We start from the raw sequence: 17,008 nt of genomic DNA, 5'->3' as shown, positions 1-17,008 counted from the left end.
CATATGGCCGGAAGAATCCCACGCGTTTTCATCAATGACCTGCTTGCCAGAACCGACATCGTCGATCTCATCGACGCGCGGGTAAAGCTGAAAAAGCAGGGCAAGAACTACCATGCGTGCTGTCCGTTCCATAACGAAAAAACCCCCTCCTTCACCGTAAACGGTGAAAAGCAGTTCTACCATTGCTTCGGCTGTGGCGCACACGGTAATGCCGTCGATTTTTTGATGAACTACGACAAGCTCGAGTTCGTTGAAACCGTCGAAGAGCTGGCGGCGATGCATAACCTTGAAGTGCCGTATGAAGCAGGCAGTGGGCCAAGTCAGATCGAGCGCCATCAACGGCAAACGCTGTATCAACTGATGGATGGCCTGAATTCGTTTTACCAACAGTCTCTTAAGCACTCTGCGGCTGAGCCTGCGCGTCAGTATCTGAACAAGCGCGGACTGAGCGACGATGTCATTGCGCGTTTCGCTATTGGCTACGCCCCGCCCGGCTGGGACAACGTGTTAAAGCGTTTTGGCGGCAATAGCGAAGATCGTAAGTCTCTTATCGATGCAGGCATGCTGGTCACCAATGACCAGGGACGAAGCTACGACCGCTTCCGCGAACGGGTGATGTTCCCAATCCGCGACAAGCGAGGCCGGGTAATTGGTTTTGGTGGTCGCGTGCTGGGTGATGCCCTGCCGAAATACCTCAACTCCCCGGAAACCGATATTTTCCATAAAGGCCGCCAACTTTACGGTCTTTATGAGGCGCAGCAGGATAACGCGGAACCTCCGCGTCTTCTGGTCGTCGAAGGGTATATGGACGTCGTGGCACTGGCGCAGTACGACATCAACTACGCGGTTGCATCGTTAGGAACGTCCACCACCGCCGATCATATTCAACTGCTGTTCAGGGTGACCAACAACGTCATCTGCTGTTACGACGGTGACCGCGCAGGACGCGACGCCGCCTGGCGCGCGCTGGAAACCGCGCTACCCTATATGACCGACGGGCGTCAGCTACGCTTTATGTTTCTACCCGACGGTGAAGACCCGGATACGCTGGTGCGTAAAGAGGGCAAAGCGGCGTTTGAAGCGCGGATGGAGCAGGCTCAGCCGCTCTCCACGTTTTTGTTTAACAGCCTGATGCCGCAGGTCGATTTGAGTACCCCTGACGGGCGCGCGCAGCTCAGCACGCTGGCGCTGCCGTTAATCAGCCAGGTGCCCGGCGAAACGCTGCGCATTTACCTGCGTCAGGAGTTAGGCAACAAGCTCGGCATTCTGGATGACAGCCAGCTTGAACGTTTAATGCCTAAACAGGCTGAAAACGGCGCGGTTCGCCCCGCGCCTCAGCTAAAACGCACAACCATGCGTATACTGATAGGGTTACTGGTGCAAAACCCCGAACTGGCGCCACAGGTGCCGTCGCTGGCGGGTTTGAACCACGAAAAATTGCCCGGACTTGGCTTATTTTCAGAACTGGTCAACACGTGTTTATCACAGCCAGGTCTGACCACCGGACAACTTTTAGAACATTATCGCGGTACAAAAGAGGCCGCTACCCTTGAAAAATTGTCGATGTGGGACGATATAGCAGATAAGGATATTGCAGAAAAAACGTTCACCGACTCACTCAACCATATGTTTGATTCGATGCTTGAGCTGCGCCAGGAAGAGTTGATAGCTCGCGAGCGCACACACGGTTTAAGCAGCGAAGAACGCCGGGAGCTCTGGATGATTAACCAGGAACTGGCGAAGAAATAAAGAAATTTAACGGCTTAAGTGCCGAATATCGATCGGGAAGCCCCCGGCAGCCGCACTGAGAGGCAGCGGCAAAAATATAAGTACGCCCTCGCTTTAAAGGTTGGCAGCCCCATCGCCGACACCAATCAAACGAATTAAGTGTGGATACCGTCTTATGGAGCAAAACCCGCAGTCACAGCTGAAACTTCTTGTCCAACGTGGTAAGGAGCAAGGCTATCTGACCTATGCCGAGGTCAATGACCATCTGCCGGAAGATATCGTCGATTCAGATCAAATCGAAGACATCATCCAAATGATCAATGACATGGGCATTCAGGTGATGGAAGAAGCACCGGATGCCGATGATCTGTTGCTGGCTGAAACCTCCAACAACACTGACGAAGATGCGGAAGAAGCTGCTGCACAGGTACTGTCCAGCGTGGAATCTGAAATCGGGCGTACCACTGACCCGGTCCGCATGTACATGCGCGAAATGGGTACCGTTGAACTGTTGACCCGCGAAGGCGAAATTGACATCGCAAAACGCATCGAAGACGGGATCAACCAGGTTCAGTGCTCTGTTGCCGAGTACCCTGAAGCGATTACCTATCTGCTGGAGCAGTACGATCGCGTTGAAGCGGAAGAAGCGCGCCTGTCTGACCTGATCACCGGTTTTGTCGACCCGAACGCTGAAGAAGATATGGCGCCTACCGCCACTCACGTCGGTTCTGAACTGTCTCAGGAAGAGATGGATGATGACGAAGACGAAGATGAGGAAGAGAGCGACGACGATACTGCGGACGATGACAACAGCATCGACCCGGAGCTGGCGCGTGAGAAGTTTGCCGAGCTGCGTACCCAGTACGAAGTGACGCGTGACACCATCAAAGCGAAAGGCCGCAGCCATGCTGCCGCACAGGAAGAGATCCTGAAACTGTCTGAAGTATTCAAACAGTTCCGCCTGGTGCCAAAACAGTTCGACTACCTGGTAAACAGCATGCGCGTGATGATGGATCGCGTACGTACCCAGGAACGCATCATCATGAAGCTGTGTGTTGAGCAGTGCAAAATGCCGAAGAAGAACTTCATCACCCTCTTCACCGGCAACGAAACCAGCGAAACCTGGTTCAACGCGGCTATCGCGATGAACAAGCCATGGTCTGAAAAACTGCACGACGTGAAGGACGATGTGCATCGCGGCCTGCAGAAACTGCATCAGATTGAAGAAGAGACCGGCCTGACCATCGAGCAGGTTAAAGATATCAACCGTCGTATGTCCATCGGTGAAGCAAAAGCCCGCCGTGCGAAGAAAGAGATGGTTGAAGCGAACTTGCGTCTGGTTATCTCTATCGCCAAGAAATACACCAACCGCGGTCTGCAGTTCCTGGATCTGATTCAGGAAGGCAACATCGGTCTGATGAAAGCGGTAGATAAGTTTGAATACCGTCGTGGTTACAAGTTCTCCACCTACGCAACCTGGTGGATCCGTCAGGCGATCACCCGCTCTATCGCGGATCAGGCGCGCACCATCCGTATTCCGGTGCATATGATTGAGACCATCAACAAGCTCAACCGTATTTCCCGCCAGATGCTGCAGGAGATGGGCCGCGAGCCGACGCCGGAAGAGCTGGCCGAGCGCATGCTGATGCCGGAAGACAAGATCCGTAAAGTGCTGAAGATCGCCAAAGAGCCAATCTCCATGGAAACACCAATCGGTGATGATGAAGATTCGCATCTGGGTGATTTCATCGAGGATACCACCCTCGAGCTGCCGCTGGACTCTGCCACCACCGAGAGCCTGCGTGCCGCAACGCACGACGTCCTGGCCGGCCTGACCGCCCGTGAAGCGAAAGTCCTGCGTATGCGTTTCGGTATTGATATGAACACCGACCACACGCTGGAAGAAGTGGGTAAACAGTTCGACGTTACCCGCGAACGTATCCGTCAGATCGAAGCGAAGGCGCTGCGTAAGCTGCGTCATCCAAGCCGCTCTGAAGTGCTGCGTAGCTTCCTGGACGACTAACCTGTCCTGACCGTGAAAAAGCTCCCTTCGGGGAGCTTTTTTTATTCCCTCTCCCTGTGGGAGAGGGCCAGGGTGAGGGCATCAGGCCGCAGAGGATTAAAGCCCCCGAACCATCAGGGCCTCATCCAGCTCCCGATACGCCTCTACCAGCTTATCCAGCGTCGCCCTGTTGAGCCCGCTTGGATTTGGCAGCACCCACACCTGCGTAACGCCAATCATGATGCTCTGCTTACCCCACTTAGCCCCGCGCTGGCTAAACGCCTGCTCGTAGGCCTGCTTGCCGAGGATCGCCAGCGCGGCCGGCTGATAATCCTCTATCTTCTTGATCAGCTCCCGCCCGCCGCTGCGCAGCTCATGCAGGTTGACCTCACTCGCCTGCACCGTCGGCCGCTCGACCAGCATGGTGATCCCGCAGCGCGTGTCCAGCAGATGCTGCTCCTCTTCGGGCTTGAGTAACCTGTCGGTAAACCCGGCCTGGTAGATTACCTTCCAGAAGCGATTGCCCGGATGGGCGAAGTGAAAACCGGTGTGCGCCGAGGACTTGCCCGGGTTGATTCCGCAGAACACCACCCGCAGGCCTGGGGCCAGAATATCGTTGATCATCTTTACTCCCGCTCGATACATCGTCAGGGAAGTATAAAGGATTGATTATGCGTTGTTTATAAAAACAGCAGGCAGGTGTGAATGGCTGGATTGCTGCGGGGAGTTACTTTATAATTCACCGCCACGGCCCCTTAGCTCAGTGGTTAGAGCAGGCGACTCATAATCGCTTGGTCGCTGGTTCAAGTCCAGCAGGGGCCACCAAATTTAAGCAGTAAATACATAAAGTTAGGCCACTCTTGCGAGTGGCCTTTTTGTTAGCTGATTTGCCAGTGTCCCCTTTTTGTCCCCTCAAGGATCAGGCAGAGTCAGACAGCATTCGGATGAGGGTCTGCTTTTGATGCATTGATAACGAACGAATCATGCCCCTCAGAGTCTGGTCGTTACCATTTTTCTCAATGTAATGTGAGAAAGTAACCTCAGATTTAAATTGCTGGTCTGGACAATCCGCTTGATCACACCGCGCAATAATTTCTGTGCGATGCCGGGTAATGTATCTGCTGTCAATAATGGTTGCTGACCTTCCACAGCACGGACAAATAGCAGTCAATATTTCCGGTGTGGGCAGTCTTCGCGGATGGCATTCACGATCAAGAATATTCAGCACCCAACGGCGGAACTCTTTCGCAACTGGCGTTCTAGCGAACATAGCCAGCAGATGTGTGCCGCGCAGGGTAAATATTCGCGCCGTCTTCTGGTAATTTCCTGAGGCGGTCAATTTGACCGTCTGAGACATACCCGCTGAAAATTCGTCTATGTTCCTCCGGTAAATCCGACTCACCGAATCATCGCTGCTGTATCCCAATGCTTTTGCTATATCAGAGGATGTAAACCAGATTTGACCGTTCCGATTAATAGCGGCAAGCGGGGTTTCGTGGAAAGTCAGTTCCTTCTTTGATACATTGTGCATGTCTGAATTCCTTGCTGGGGATTTAGCAAAACCGAAGCCCTGACTGCTCGAACAGTCGGGGCTTCACCATTTATATTCATCGAATATTCATCGCTTTTTTAAGGTTCTTAATCGTCACCGTGTTAAGAGTGCCAAAGTAATCACTTTCAGCCTCATGCCACACCCAATCAATCAGATAGGCGTTTTCATCTCCAGTCACAGTCCTGCTTCTGCGAGTCAGCCCCGACCAAACTCCTGTTAATGAGTCAGCGCTAACCATTAAGGTTAAGGCGAGTGTGGACATCCAAAATCCTGATTCAACACCTTTAATTTCAAGTATCGCTTTCAAAACACTTCTGGATTTACCACTTAAACCTTTAACAAATTGGGTTGCCTGTAAAGAAGAAAGATCAGCAGCCAGACCGCTATAGTCAGTGGTTGGTTGTTGAGAGCTATCCTCGCCAGTTACTGCACTCAAAATTTCATCTTGTGTTCGTTCCGACATTTTTTGGAAGTCGGAGCGAGATATAAAGAAACCACTATTCATCTGATACCTCTCTATTTTATTAACCTTACGCTTGCTGTTATACCCTATCACTCACCACAAGACAATAACGAATCTATAGACCCTTGCTTACCGTGTAGCTCTGCGTGTAGTTCATACTTTGCGAACTACACACAGAACTACACAGAAACAAATTTCATTATCTGATAAGCATCTGCATCTTCTGAAACCCACGCCAGCCAAGGCTTTTCGCTTTTTTCTTTGTCTGTCGACTCTCACACAATTTGATCTTTTCGACTCACATAAAACACAAAATATCCTTATTTATCTGTTTGTTGTAGTTTTCATTAGATCCTCCGCAGATCCTTTTCACTGAAAAAACTGAAATTCTTTTCACACTTTTCAGTTTGCACCTCACTGCAACGCCCCAGCAGCGGCGCGGGCTGGCGGGGTCGTTTGTAAAAAAATCCAACTGAAAAATTTTTACGATCCAAAAACCGCAGGCGGGTGCGGTGTAGTGCGATTTTTGTCTGCGAGAGATTTTTTTTGCCATGCTGTGACACGCCAGCGCCCTGCTGTGGGTGCGATCTGCTTTAAGGGTGGCGCTGACTGCCTGAAAGGTTGGAACACGACAGAGCGCTACTGGGTGCGCGTGGTAAAGTCTGTTTGTGAGGATAGAGAAGAGACGCCCCGCCAGGGGATGAAGGGCATAAAAAAACCCGCTTGCGCGGGCTCAGGTCTTAAATGGTTTATTTGCCAATCACCGGGGAGTATTTACCGTTCAGCGTGTCCGCTTTCGTTCCGGTGTTCCGGATGGCTCCCGCGTTGGTCGGTGCTCCCGTATTGCTGTGCGTGTGGCTTGCCGTTTGCTCTGCCAGCTCTTTCACCACATCGAGCGTGTCGAGCATCAACTGCGCCACGTTGATTGTGCCAGAGCCAATCCACACTACCGGGGCAATAATCTGCTGTTGTACTGCCGCCACGCTTTTACGTATCTGGCCAATTTTCTCGATCAGGTCTTTACCCGTTGTGACTGTATGGCTCCCGGCAATGTCCGTTTCATCATTGCCGCCGATACTCGCAACGCGGTTATTGACTGCCTGGCTGTAATCGCCTGTACATACCTGCTGAATGGCTCCGGCCATCAGCGTAGACGTGCCCAGCACCGTAACTTTGTCCGTTGCCTTAATGGTAGTTTTCCGGCTCACCAGCTCCCGCTGTTCCGTATCGGCCTTAACCATCCGCGTCATAGATGTTTCACTGATCGTCTGGTCTGTCTGCCTCACCCAGTCGCCCGCCTGGGTGACGCGCTGCGACACTTCCGCACGCTGCTGTTGCAGCTGCTCGCCTGGCTGGATATCCGGTAAGCTGGTTCCCTCCGGCACGGTCTGCCGCACAAAGGGCTTATCCGGCCTTCCGCCAGTAAAAGCAACTTCAAGCAGCGTCCCTTCAGGGGGAAACTGGAACATCCCTGAATCGTTATGGGTGATTCTGGCTGTAATTTTTGCAGGGAAGTTCTTCCCTGGCAACATCAACCGGATCTCACCCACACCCCAGCCATTGACCTGCCGGGGCAATAACCCAATTTGTGCCCGGCGGGCAATCACAATGTACTTTTGATCCATGAACCGCTACGGGTACGCCGTGAAAACTTACACGCGGCTAATCGGGTCATTGACCCGACTGCAAGGGATTTTTACTATCGACTAAATTTCCCCTTGTCCCAGCCCTCGCCACGGGCCGTTAAGTCGATTGACGGCGCGGCCGCTATTCCCTCAGCATCATAAAAAAATGCGGACGTTGTAAAGCTGTACACGGTGCCATAAACAGTAAATGAGATATTGTTGCCTATGCCGTCAACTTTCGCGCGGGCGGTGTTCGCTGTAAGCGTGGGCGCGATATGTTGTTTTTCGAGAGCCACCAGCGGATCGCCGTCAATCTTGCTCGCTAAAAAATAACGATACACTTCCCCCGTGGTCATGTTCGAGCCGTCATACTCAGTAATGTATAACCAGGTCCGGGGCGTGAGCTGGCGAACTTCATAAAGCCGATCACTAACAGTTAAACGCTGTATATGCTGGAAATAACAGTACCCAGCGATCACGATGGCCATCGTAATTGTAGCCACCCAATGCAACGCCTTAAACGCCTTAATAGTGGTGCTGCTTAACATAGTCTATGCCTTGCTTTATCCAAAATTGGTCCATCGGATCATCACCAAACGGCGGGGCCCCCGTGAAATTCCCCCACTCTGGTCTTGATGTGCCGGCTTTCCACTGCGCCGCGCCGGCGGCAATAAGCAAAATCTTTGCAGGTATGCACGCTGCATAACCCACTGCGCCGTAATGAAAATTCCCGAAGTCAGCGTAAGCCCGTTTTTGTTGTTTGTAATCCCACACCCCGCCGTTTCTTACTCGCTCATAAAACCACGTATACGTAAGCGGGGTAGCCATATCCTGGACTCCGTGACGCGCCCGCGCGAGCCTAATGTGTTCGCGCAAAATTTCCAGCCCGCGGGGCGGGTAAATCGGTATACATGCCATCGTTATTCCCTTTTGCCTGGCAAAACCAGCAACATAAGAGCAACGGCGCTGCACGGTACTGTTTGAGATCAATCAATCATTTTTATTATTAATATCAATGCTTAACGCGTTTTAATCACTCATACCGATAACACAATTTGTATCACCTGCGATCCGGTTTTAGCCGTTTAATGAGGGTTTACCCTCATAAAATGGAGTTTTAAAATGGCTATTCCAGCTTACATGTGGCTTAAAGACGATGGCGGCAACCTGATCAGGGGGTCTGTAGATGTTCAGGATCGTGAAAGTAGCGTAGAAATTCTCTCTTTTAGTCACGGCTTGCTTGTTCCAACCGATAGCAACACGGGCAAAATCACGGGTACACGCTTACATGCGCCGCTTATGATCGAGAAAGAATTTGATAGCTCCAGCCCGTATCTCTATAAAGCGGTAGCAACCGGCCAGACGCTTAAAAGCGTTGAAATTAAGTGGTACAGAATCAACGACGCGGGGCAAGAGGTCGAGTATTTCAACATGCTGCTTGAGAATGTGCGGGTAGTCAGCATTAACTCAGTTATGCATAACTGCAAAGAGCCAGGTTTACAGATGCATAATCATAATGAGGGCGTACAGCTGCGCTATGAGCGGATCACCTGGAAGTATTGCGATGGGAACGTCCAATATTCAGACGCATGGAACGAGCGTGTAACAGCGTAAAAAAAAGGGGGCGGTTAATCCGCCCTATATTGTTTTTAGTGCCAATTCTCTCGCCCCCTGGGTCTGCCAGCACGTAGCCTCCCTCGATAGCAATACCCCGCTCGATCACCCGGTGCCGGCTCCCCGCACTTCTTATACGTTTGGGGTATTTTAATCATGCTTTATGCTGTTAAGCATTCTCTGGCAGTTATTGCGGCGTACCGCTGCCGCTGCGCGCGTTTTATCGGTCTGGTCTGGCAAATACATCACCTCAAGCCAGCGCGTTGCTGCGCGTCTCCATAGCTCCAAATTTTCGAGTTTCTCGGCTACGCTCACTTTGCACATGACCACCTGAATGAAGCGACATTGCTCAACCCACTAACACTTTTTTAAGGCGTTATTTTTATAAGACAAGCTATGGAATGGGATACATTATTAGTATTGACCTGTGTACTTCTTTGCGGATTGTGGATGATTTTTCATTCAGCAAAAGCTCTTAGAAGTGGGGTCTTCGTCGGCTGGTATAAAGGCACATATGAAAATTACTACATCTACCGATCCGAAACACCTATCTACTTCTACTGGTATAACACTGTGTTTTCGCTGTTCGGCTCCTTTATGATTGGTTTAGCCCTCTACCTCTTGAATGGCGATTATCATTTTTTATAGGCATCATTGGCAGCAAAATGGCAGCAGACCTATTCACTATGCTTTCATATTTGAAATTATTCGATGCAAAAACCCATTAAAAAGTAATTTCTTGTTTTATAAGTCTTTAAATTGGGACTCAAAATCGCCAGGTCGCTGGTTCAAGTCCAGCAGGGGCCACCAAATTTTAGTTTTAGAATCATATGATTAAGCCACTCAATTGAGTGGCTTTTTTATTGGCTTTTTTGAGCCGATGACGCAGCCGCTAACCGTGGTTCAGCGAAGCCGTTCGGACACGTTCAGAGGCACCGGGGGTCGCAATCAGGCGCTCCACGGACTCCATCGTCACGAACGTACAGCTGCAGTCCACGTTGGTGCACTGGTGATAGCGCTCTTTGGTATTTTCACTTAAATAGCGACTGGTACGCGCATGCGCTGAATGCTTGCACTTAGGACAATGAAACATGTACCCCTCCACTTGATTCACATTTTGTGAATCGATAATACCCAAAATAAAACCAATAGCAACTGTATTACTCACTATCAACAATAAATTTTTCGTCAGTGGCATTCAGTTCAAGCTTAAGCTGCGTGGTAAATCCGCTATCGTTGAGGGTATGCACCACCTCGCTGATGATCCACGCCTGCTCGTCAATGACGCGTTTAAAACCGTTTACTAATACCGGCGTTTCGGGGTACAGATCGGCTCGCCCCAGCGCCAGCTGGATAGAAAAATTCACGGTACCCCGCTGCAGCGCGCGCCACTTCGCCTCTGCGGCCCTGAGAGCCTGCTCTTCAGAGGCATACACCGTGGTGAGCTCAAATACGTTTTCCGCCGATCCCACCAGCCTCTCTTGCGGTTTCTGCTCCTTGCCTTCAGCTCCCGCTACCGGTGCGGCGGCATCCGGGTGCTGAAGTGCTTCTATCGGCTGCCCCCCTGACTGACGGAAAATACTCAATTGAGGATTTTGCTGTTTTGGGTCGCGCGTTTGCAGCCATTTGGCCGTCACGCCGGAATAGTTTTCACGGTCTGCGACGGAAAAAAGGTGCTTATCGCCGTCCCCACGCTCAATCATCATTAAGGGAATCGGCGTACCGCTGGCCGTCACGGCGTGCCCCGATTTCATAAAAATAACCTTGCCGGCTTTGATTGAAACAAAGGCACCATTACGTTCGGCCAGTCGGGTGAGAAATGCAGCGTCGGTCTCCTGAGACTGATCGATATGAGAAATAGCAATCGATGAAAGTCCCGCCGCAACGCTGGCAGTTAACTGGTTACGCTGAGCGATAGTATTGACTATCGCGCCGATCGTCGTGTCATGCCACGACTGTTCGCGCCGCACGTTTAGCTTTCCACGAAAATCAGCGCTGCATCCCCGAATGGTCAGCGTGTCCGGCGCGCCCCGAAATTCAATTGTATCGATCGTAAAGTTCCCTTTCGGCTGGAGCGGGGTTCCCTCCCATCCCAGCCATAAGGAGAGCTTTGCCCCCCGGGCCGGCAAGTTTAACAGCCCGTCGGAATCATCCAGTTGAATATCCAGCTGATCGGCTTCCAGTCCACGTTTGTCGATCATGCTCAGACTGATAAGACGATGGCTGAAATTTTGTGTGATATCGCGATCGTCAAGCTTAAGCATAAAATCAGGGGTGATTTTCCCACCCGCCCGGATATTCATTTCCGTAATCATCCCACCAGCCCTCCAATGCTATTACGTGCGCTCGTCACCAGCTCTTCGACCTGGGTTCTCAGATCGCCAAACATCGTCATCAGCGATTCGTCCACGCGTTTCAGTTCCAGCGTAAAATTAATTTTTCGGGCGGTACCGTCACTGTAAAAATCCGAATGCGTATGCGTGACTTTTTCAATGATAAACATGCCGTGAATGATGCCGGTACCGTCTATCAACGGCCATGCCCGCCCCTCATTCGCCATCAGCTCAACCGCCTTGAGGGAAAGCCGCCCTCCCGTGAGCTCAGGGTAAAGCAGTCCGGAGAGGGTAAAAGATGTCTCGCCTTCGCCAAGGTACTGCCAGGCTTTAGGTTTCCCGATCCGATTGTTGGACGCCCAGCGATAATCCTTTGTAAACTGCATTGTCTGATAGGGTAAGGTTCGTCGTTCAAAGACAAACAGACCCAGCACCATTAACATTTTCTCTCTCCTCAACCTTACATAAAGCTGGCTTGCTGCCGTCTCGCTTTATCCTGTTCAATGCTATCTATTGTCTCCCGGATTTGACGCGTCAGATCCGTTCCTGAAGCCGTGCCCCCCTGCAGCGTGATGTTGTATTCGCTTTTACTCTGATCGACGTAAGAGCGTCCTCCCGGCACGAGGGTTGGCTGATACCCCAGGCCGACGCCAGAGATCCCCGCCACCGGAATGGACGAACTGCCCGCAGAAGAGGATGTCGCGCCTGCTTTTTCCGCCGCGGCATCGAGATTACCCGACTCGTTTTTGATAAGACCGAGTTTCTCCAGCAGCCAGCTAGCCTTGCCGCTCAGGCTGTTAAAGAGATTAAGCGGTGCCATTAACGCATCACCCAGCGCCTGTCCAAAAATCACGCCAGCGTTTTTACAGCCATCCAGCGTTTCCTGCGTCGCCTTGATCGGCGTGATTAAGTCGGTGAACCATTGCCAGATACCGCCCAGCTTCTCCGAGATAGCGTCAAATACCGCCATCACCGGTGAGAACAGCGCACCCAGCGGTGCGAAAGCCGTTGAAAGCCCTTCCATCACTCCGCCAAAGAAGGCGCTGATGGGCTCCCAGTATTTGAAAATCAGTAAGGCGCCGGCGGCAATCGCCGCGCCAAGGGCAATCACCGGCCAGCTAAGGGCACCCAGCACCGTCATGATGGCGCCGCCCACCACGCTGAATACCGTTCCTAACATCCCGGCCGCGGTGATAACCATATTGACGCCCGTCAGAACCGGGCCGAGAAGCGTGCCTACGCCACCCAGTACGCCAGCAAACGCCTGCGCGCCGACAACAACGCTGGCGAGGGTCTGCGTCAGCTCAGGGTTGGCATTCACCCAAAAGGAGGCCGTGCCAAGCCAGCCGGTTGCGGTTGTTATCAGGTTACGCAGAGCGCCATCCGCTTTATCAAATACATCAATCTTCAACCCGTTCCACGCGGCCTGGAATCGGTTGATATCGCCGTCAAGATTATCGGTCTGCACGGAAGCCGCGAGCGCGGTACTCCCCTTCGCCCCCCGCAACTGCTGGCGTTTTTCATCAAGCGATCCATCACCCGCGGCGGAAGCCAGCGCCCCCGAGGCTTTTATGGCATCCGGAGTCTGAACATGGCGCAACATCGCGCTGAGCGCGTCCCCGGCGGCGGCGCCTTTCATCCCTTTTTCCGCCAGAACGCCCAGCAGCGCGGTGGTCTCTTCAATCCCCATACCGGCGGCATCCGCAGCGGGCGCTGCAGAGGTGACTGCCGCCACCATCTCAGCGAGGCTAGTATTCGAGGAGGTAAAACCGCGTGTAAGCACATCTGCGATGCGTCCCGCATCCGCATCGGCCAGGCTATACGCGGCCTGCGTGCTGGCGATCATATCGGCCGCTTTAACCGCGTCGACATTCCCCGCCAGGCTGAGGTTGACCGTTGGCGCGGTGGCCGCAAGCAGCCCATCGGCATCAAAGCCTGAACGAGTCAGTTCGGTTTGTGCCCGGAGGACCGTATCTGCAGGTACTCCGGTCCTGGCACTGACCTCCCGCGCCTGCTGGCGAATCGCCTCAAGCCGGGAATCCCCCTTCGCCAGGCCAAGGTTTGCCTGAATGGCCGACATCTGCTTTTCAACGCTGATGCCTGGCGCCATAAACCGGGACGTCTGGTCAAAGCCCGCTTTGGCCATTCCCACCCCCGCATTCGCAAGCTGGCGCACCCGCGCGGTAACGCGTTTGCCTGACTCGTAGCGATTCTGAACGGTACTCAGCCGCTCCTGCTGCTGATTGACGCGGGCCAGCGCATCACGCTGTCGGTTAAGCTGCTGCGTTTTTTCGCTGATGTGAGTTCGTAAACGACGCTCATCCGACGAGAGCGTACGCGTGTTGACTCCCGCCTGGGCAAGTTCAGTGCGCTGGCGCTGTACCGAATAGCGTAAGCTGTTGTACTCAAGCTTAAGGTCGGCCGCCGATTTTCGGGCTGCGGACAGCGCATCAGCCTGTGCCTGGGTAGGGTTTTGCGTGTTTTTAAGCTGCACCGCCAGCGCCGCTGCCTGCTGTTTCGCCTGAGCAAGCGACTGCTCCGTCACGGAGAGCTGGGCGTTTGCTTTCCTGAAGCCGTTAATACGCCCCGCCTGCTCATCAAGCGCCCCCAACGCCGTCTGCGAATCGTGGATATCGCTTGCGAGAGTGACGCTGGCGTTCTGGAGAGCGTTAAGCGGTCGGGTTGCCCGGTCGACTGCCTTAAGCAGCTCCTGAAGACTGACATTATTACTCATGGTGGTTTCCGCTTCGCTGCAGCGCTTTTTCGCGCCATAAGAGGAGTTCGGTCACGCTCAGGGAGTACAGTTCTGACGGCGGCCAGTGAAAGATCACCGCGATATCCGCCATCAGATCGTCGACCGACAGATTTTCTGGAAATTTCAGCGAGCCGAAGCCGGTGACAAAAAACCGATCACCTTACCTGCAAAAGAGAGCAGATCGCAGGCATCCAGGCGCGCAACCTCATGCTCGGTCAGGGCCGGAGAGGTCATTCGCGGCAGCACCTTAATCAGCGCATCGACGTCAGATTGCGCCAGCGACGCCAGCGATACCCCGCGCAGGGTTCCCGCATTGGGTTTAGAAACCGTCACCTGTTCAATTTTCTGCTCACCGCGCTGAACGGGGCTATCAAGCGTGACGATATGTGGGTTTTCACTTTCGTGCATGGCGGTCTCGTTGATATTTTCCATTTCTTTACTCTTCAGAAAGTTAACTCACCGGCCGGTAATCCCGGCCGGTTAAAGGGTTACAGGCCGATGGCCTTACGGTGTTCTGCCAGACGATCGACGCCGTCGACTTTCAGCACCATGTTGATGATGTCGATCTCGATGATCTCTTTGCCATCAATGGTCAGCTGGTAGTACGCGCACTCGGTGGACATCTTGGTGGTGCCGCTCTCGCCCTGCTTGTTTTCACCGCCATCGAACTCTTTATGACGGCCGCGCATGACGATTTCGACGGCGGAGATTTCGCCGGTATCATCGCGCTGATAAGAGCCGGTAAAGCGCAGCGGCACGCTGTCCGCGCCCGGAGAGGCATACTGCGCCCACAGCGCGGCGTCCGGCAGACCGCCAACGGTCCACTCCAGCGCCAGGGCATCATCGTCCAGACCGAGGTCGACAGAGACCGAGCCCGGCATACCGCCGCCGCGATACTTCTCCAGCTTGCGGGTAAGCTTCGGTAGGGTCACAGACTCAACAACGCCCATATAGCTCAGGCCATCGTTGAACATATTCAGGTATTTAAGTTTGCGTGGTAACGCCATGCTGCAGCTCCTTAGCTATTAACCGAATCTGACAGGTCTGCCAGATAGGTATCGGTGATGCGCTGGCGCAGGGTCAGATTTTCCAGCGGCGGGACAGGGGTGTAGTCGTAATCGATATACAGTTTCCCCGCTTTCAGGGTTGATGCATCGTTAGACTCAGGGTCATACCAGCAGGAGCCGTCGACGATATAGCCGTTGGTTTTCAGCTCGCGGAACTTGGCATTAATACCAGAAACGATGTCGCGGATAAGCGTTGGCGTGATGGGTTTATCCATCGCCCACGCGTGCGCTTCCGCCATGGTATCGGCCAGCACCTGCGCGGTACGGGTGTAGTTTTCAAAGACGAATAACGGATCGTCTGAGCAGGTACGGTTACCCCAGAATTTGAAGCCGTCGTTGCGAATCAGCGTGGTGACGCCCGCCTGGTTAAGCAGGTTCGCATCGGTAGCCTGTTCCTGCAGATCCCAGGAGACAGAGGCGCTTACGCCCGTAACGCCGTTGACGCCAACGTTTGACAGGGTTTTATGCCAGCCGATTGTCTGGTCGATTTTGGCGCGCAGGCCAAGCGCGCGGGCGGTTGCCCAGGCCGTCGTCGTTGCGTTCGTGGTGGTATCCCATGCCAGAAAATCAGGATGGATAACCATCAGCTCGCGCTGGCTGAAGTTTTTGCGGTAGTTGATCGCGTCAGAGATGGTTTTACAGCCCCATGCGCTGACGTAGCCGAACGCGCGCAGGCTCTGGCACATCGCGGCCAGTGCGGTCGCCACTTCCTGAGAATCCAGCCCCGGGACGCCGAGAATACGTGGCTTAACGCCGGTTACCGTTTTCGCAGTCAGAAGCGCCTTCAGGCCGGTATATTTACCGTTTTCGTCGGTGGTACCGATGATGTTGGAAACGGTCTGCTTGCGCGCCTCTTCCGGTGTTTCAGCGGTGCCTTCAGCCACGCGAACAACAACGACAACCGGTTTACACTGGTCAGCGATCGCCTGCAGAGAAGCGGACAGCGTCCCCGCCTTACCGGCTTTCGCAATCGCAGCTTGCACGTTGGTAATGAGCACGGGCTCGTTTAAAGGAAATGTCTTGTCGTCAGCATCGCTGGCCGTACAGACCATACCGATGATTGCCGTCGAGACGGTGGAAATGGTGCGGGTGCCATCGTTGATTTCGATAACTTCCACGCCGTGGTGAAAATCACTCATCCGTTTAACTCCTTGGTTAGTTGGTGAGTGATATTGTCGCGGTTGGAGTTGTTATGGGCTAACTGTCACCGTCCAGCGGTGACTGGCACAACGATTGTCCGATTACCGTGGCGGGGAATTTTTTATAAAGCGTGGAAACACCCACATCAAAAATTAACGCAACGCGCTGCCGGGATTCTCCGGCAGCAATCAGTCTTCCAGCCTGAGCCCATTCCTCCTGCGTCAATTTAGGGCGTCTGCCACCAATACGTCCCTGTTCCCGCGCTGCGGCCAGCCCGGCGCACGTTCTCTCGACAATGAGTTCACGCTCCATTTCAGCAAGCGCTCCCATAATATGGAAGAAGAAACGCCCCATTGGCGTTGAGGTATCAATGCTGTCAGTCAAACTGCGGAAATTAATGCTTCGCTGGCGTAGTTCCTCGGTCATTGAAACAAGGTGGCGCATACTGCGCCCGAGCCGATCGAGTTTCCATACAACGAGAGTATCGCCCGCATTCAGCTGTCTGAGGGCACGATTGAGCCCTGGTCTGTTTGTCGATTTACCGCTGATTTTATCTTCAAAAATGAGCTCACATCCTGAACGCTGCAGCGCGTCACGCTGTAAGGCGGTGTTTTGTTCATTTGTTGACACGCGTATGTATCCAATAAGCATGGTCTTTCTCTCCGTCAAAACCGGAAATCATGCCACTTAATTGATAAACACGCATTTTCGAAAACCTTGGTTTGGGAG

20 protein-coding genes, 2 tRNA genes and 1 pseudogene are annotated in these 17,008 nt (G+C 53.2%); 6 read left to right on the top strand and 17 right to left on the bottom strand.

What is annotated here, in order from left to right; translation table 11 throughout:
- The first annotated feature begins 3 nt into the window (after positions 1-3).
- Both dnaG and rpoD read left to right on the top strand, forming a co-directional pair.
- Complete coding sequence (dnaG, locus tag AC0TOY_RS16495; RefSeq protein WP_023294585.1) at positions 4-1,749, top strand: DNA primase; 1,746 nt, start codon at positions 4-6, stop codon at positions 1,747-1,749.
- A 154-nt stretch (positions 1,750-1,903) separates the two neighbouring features.
- A complete protein-coding gene (gene rpoD, locus AC0TOY_RS16490) occupies positions 1,904-3,751 on the top strand; it encodes an RNA polymerase sigma factor RpoD (protein WP_023309228.1) in 1,848 nt (615 codons plus the stop codon).
- A gap of 96 nt (positions 3,752-3,847) precedes the next feature.
- Here rpoD and mug read toward each other — a convergent pair whose 3' ends face one another.
- A complete protein-coding gene (mug, locus tag AC0TOY_RS16485; protein WP_024906471.1) occupies positions 3,848-4,354 on the bottom strand; it encodes a G/U mismatch-specific DNA glycosylase in 507 nt (168 codons plus the stop codon).
- A 125-nt stretch (positions 4,355-4,479) separates the two neighbouring features.
- Here mug and AC0TOY_RS16480 point away from each other — a divergent pair.
- Positions 4,480-4,555: transfer RNA gene (locus AC0TOY_RS16480), tRNA-Ile, on the top strand.
- 94 nt (positions 4,556-4,649) lie between these two features.
- On the opposite strand, the gene AC0TOY_RS16475 is transcribed toward AC0TOY_RS16480, so the two are convergent.
- From AC0TOY_RS16475 to AC0TOY_RS16450, 6 genes and pseudogenes are all read right to left on the bottom strand, one after another.
- Positions 4,650-5,261: a BRO family protein gene (locus tag AC0TOY_RS16475; RefSeq protein WP_407820991.1), complete on the bottom strand. Its 612-nt coding sequence runs from the start codon at positions 5,259-5,261 to the stop codon at positions 4,650-4,652.
- 76 nt (positions 5,262-5,337) lie between these two features.
- Complete coding sequence (locus AC0TOY_RS16470) at positions 5,338-5,787, bottom strand: hypothetical protein (protein WP_407820990.1); 450 nt, start codon at positions 5,785-5,787, stop codon at positions 5,338-5,340.
- A 305-nt stretch (positions 5,788-6,092) separates the two neighbouring features.
- Positions 6,093-6,308, bottom strand: coding sequence for a hypothetical protein (locus AC0TOY_RS16465; protein ID WP_407820989.1), 216 nt, complete (start codon positions 6,306-6,308; stop codon positions 6,093-6,095).
- A gap of 186 nt (positions 6,309-6,494) precedes the next feature.
- Positions 6,495-7,226, bottom strand: a pseudogene (locus AC0TOY_RS16460) (hypothetical protein); the annotation flags it as partial.
- Positions 7,227-7,444: 218 nt separating this feature from the next.
- Positions 7,445-7,918, bottom strand: a complete 474-nt coding sequence (locus AC0TOY_RS16455) for a hypothetical protein (RefSeq protein WP_473722186.1) — start codon at positions 7,916-7,918, stop codon at positions 7,445-7,447.
- Positions 7,896-8,198 (bottom strand): polymorphic toxin type 44 domain-containing protein, encoded by a 303-nt coding sequence (locus tag AC0TOY_RS16450; RefSeq protein WP_228117504.1) that lies wholly within the window; start codon positions 8,196-8,198, stop codon positions 7,896-7,898. Before AC0TOY_RS16450 ends, AC0TOY_RS16455 begins: the two co-directional genes overlap by 23 nt.
- Positions 8,199-8,492: 294 nt before the next feature.
- Between AC0TOY_RS16450 and AC0TOY_RS16445 the strand changes: the two genes are divergently transcribed.
- Positions 8,493-8,984: an Hcp family type VI secretion system effector gene (locus AC0TOY_RS16445; protein WP_473722184.1), complete on the top strand. Its 492-nt coding sequence runs from the start codon at positions 8,493-8,495 to the stop codon at positions 8,982-8,984.
- A gap of 150 nt (positions 8,985-9,134) precedes the next feature.
- Here AC0TOY_RS16445 and AC0TOY_RS16440 read toward each other — a convergent pair whose 3' ends face one another.
- Positions 9,135-9,308 carry a PerC family transcriptional regulator gene (locus tag AC0TOY_RS16440; protein WP_081112021.1) on the bottom strand — a complete coding sequence of 58 codons (174 nt, stop codon included), beginning with the start codon at positions 9,306-9,308 and terminating at the stop codon, positions 9,135-9,137.
- A 72-nt stretch (positions 9,309-9,380) separates the two neighbouring features.
- Here AC0TOY_RS16440 and AC0TOY_RS16435 point away from each other — a divergent pair, with 72 nt between their 5' ends.
- Together AC0TOY_RS16435 and AC0TOY_RS16430 are read left to right on the top strand one after the other, a co-directional pair.
- On the top strand, positions 9,381-9,632 hold the full coding sequence (locus AC0TOY_RS16435; RefSeq protein ID WP_148768800.1) for a DUF2542 family protein: 252 nt from the start codon (positions 9,381-9,383) through the stop codon (positions 9,630-9,632).
- A gap of 8 nt (positions 9,633-9,640) precedes the next feature.
- Positions 9,641-9,794: transfer RNA gene (locus AC0TOY_RS16430), tRNA-Ile, on the top strand.
- Positions 9,795-9,876: 82 nt separating this feature from the next.
- On the opposite strand, the gene AC0TOY_RS16425 is transcribed toward AC0TOY_RS16430, so the two are convergent.
- From AC0TOY_RS16425 to AC0TOY_RS16385, 9 genes are all read right to left on the bottom strand, one after another.
- Positions 9,877-10,077, bottom strand: coding sequence for an ogr/Delta-like zinc finger family protein (locus AC0TOY_RS16425; RefSeq protein WP_029741756.1), 201 nt, complete (start codon positions 10,075-10,077; stop codon positions 9,877-9,879).
- Positions 10,078-10,144: 67 nt separating this feature from the next.
- Positions 10,145-11,299 carry a phage late control D family protein gene (locus AC0TOY_RS16420; RefSeq protein WP_473722183.1) on the bottom strand — a complete coding sequence of 385 codons (1,155 nt, stop codon included), beginning with the start codon at positions 11,297-11,299 and terminating at the stop codon, positions 10,145-10,147.
- The gene (locus AC0TOY_RS16415; RefSeq protein ID WP_473722181.1) at positions 11,296-11,760 is read right to left on the bottom strand and encodes a phage tail protein; all 465 of its coding nucleotides are present in this window, start codon (positions 11,758-11,760) and stop codon (positions 11,296-11,298) included. Before AC0TOY_RS16415 ends, AC0TOY_RS16420 begins: the two co-directional genes overlap by 4 nt.
- Positions 11,761-11,777: 17 nt before the next feature.
- Positions 11,778-14,051 carry a phage tail tape measure protein gene (locus tag AC0TOY_RS16410; protein WP_473722180.1) on the bottom strand — a complete coding sequence of 758 codons (2,274 nt, stop codon included), beginning with the start codon at positions 14,049-14,051 and terminating at the stop codon, positions 11,778-11,780.
- Positions 14,044-14,163, bottom strand: coding sequence for a GpE family phage tail protein (locus tag AC0TOY_RS16405; RefSeq protein WP_023616176.1), 120 nt, complete (start codon positions 14,161-14,163; stop codon positions 14,044-14,046). Before AC0TOY_RS16405 ends, AC0TOY_RS16410 begins: the two co-directional genes overlap by 8 nt.
- Before the next feature lie 32 nt (positions 14,164-14,195).
- Positions 14,196-14,504, bottom strand: a complete 309-nt coding sequence (locus AC0TOY_RS16400; RefSeq protein ID WP_024906448.1) for a phage tail assembly protein — start codon at positions 14,502-14,504, stop codon at positions 14,196-14,198.
- A gap of 56 nt (positions 14,505-14,560) precedes the next feature.
- Positions 14,561-15,079, bottom strand: a complete 519-nt coding sequence (locus AC0TOY_RS16395; protein WP_023309235.1) for a phage major tail tube protein — start codon at positions 15,077-15,079, stop codon at positions 14,561-14,563.
- A gap of 11 nt (positions 15,080-15,090) precedes the next feature.
- A complete protein-coding gene (locus AC0TOY_RS16390) occupies positions 15,091-16,278 on the bottom strand; it encodes a phage tail sheath protein (protein WP_061714438.1) in 1,188 nt (395 codons plus the stop codon).
- 58 nt (positions 16,279-16,336) lie between these two features.
- The gene (locus AC0TOY_RS16385; protein ID WP_061714437.1) at positions 16,337-16,930 is read right to left on the bottom strand and encodes a recombinase family protein; all 594 of its coding nucleotides are present in this window, start codon (positions 16,928-16,930) and stop codon (positions 16,337-16,339) included.
- Positions 16,931-17,008 lie beyond the last annotated feature (78 nt).

The sequence above is a fragment of the Enterobacter sp. PL_is379 genome, assembly GCF_055817355.1.
This window is presented reverse-complemented; position numbering and strand designations above follow the sequence as displayed.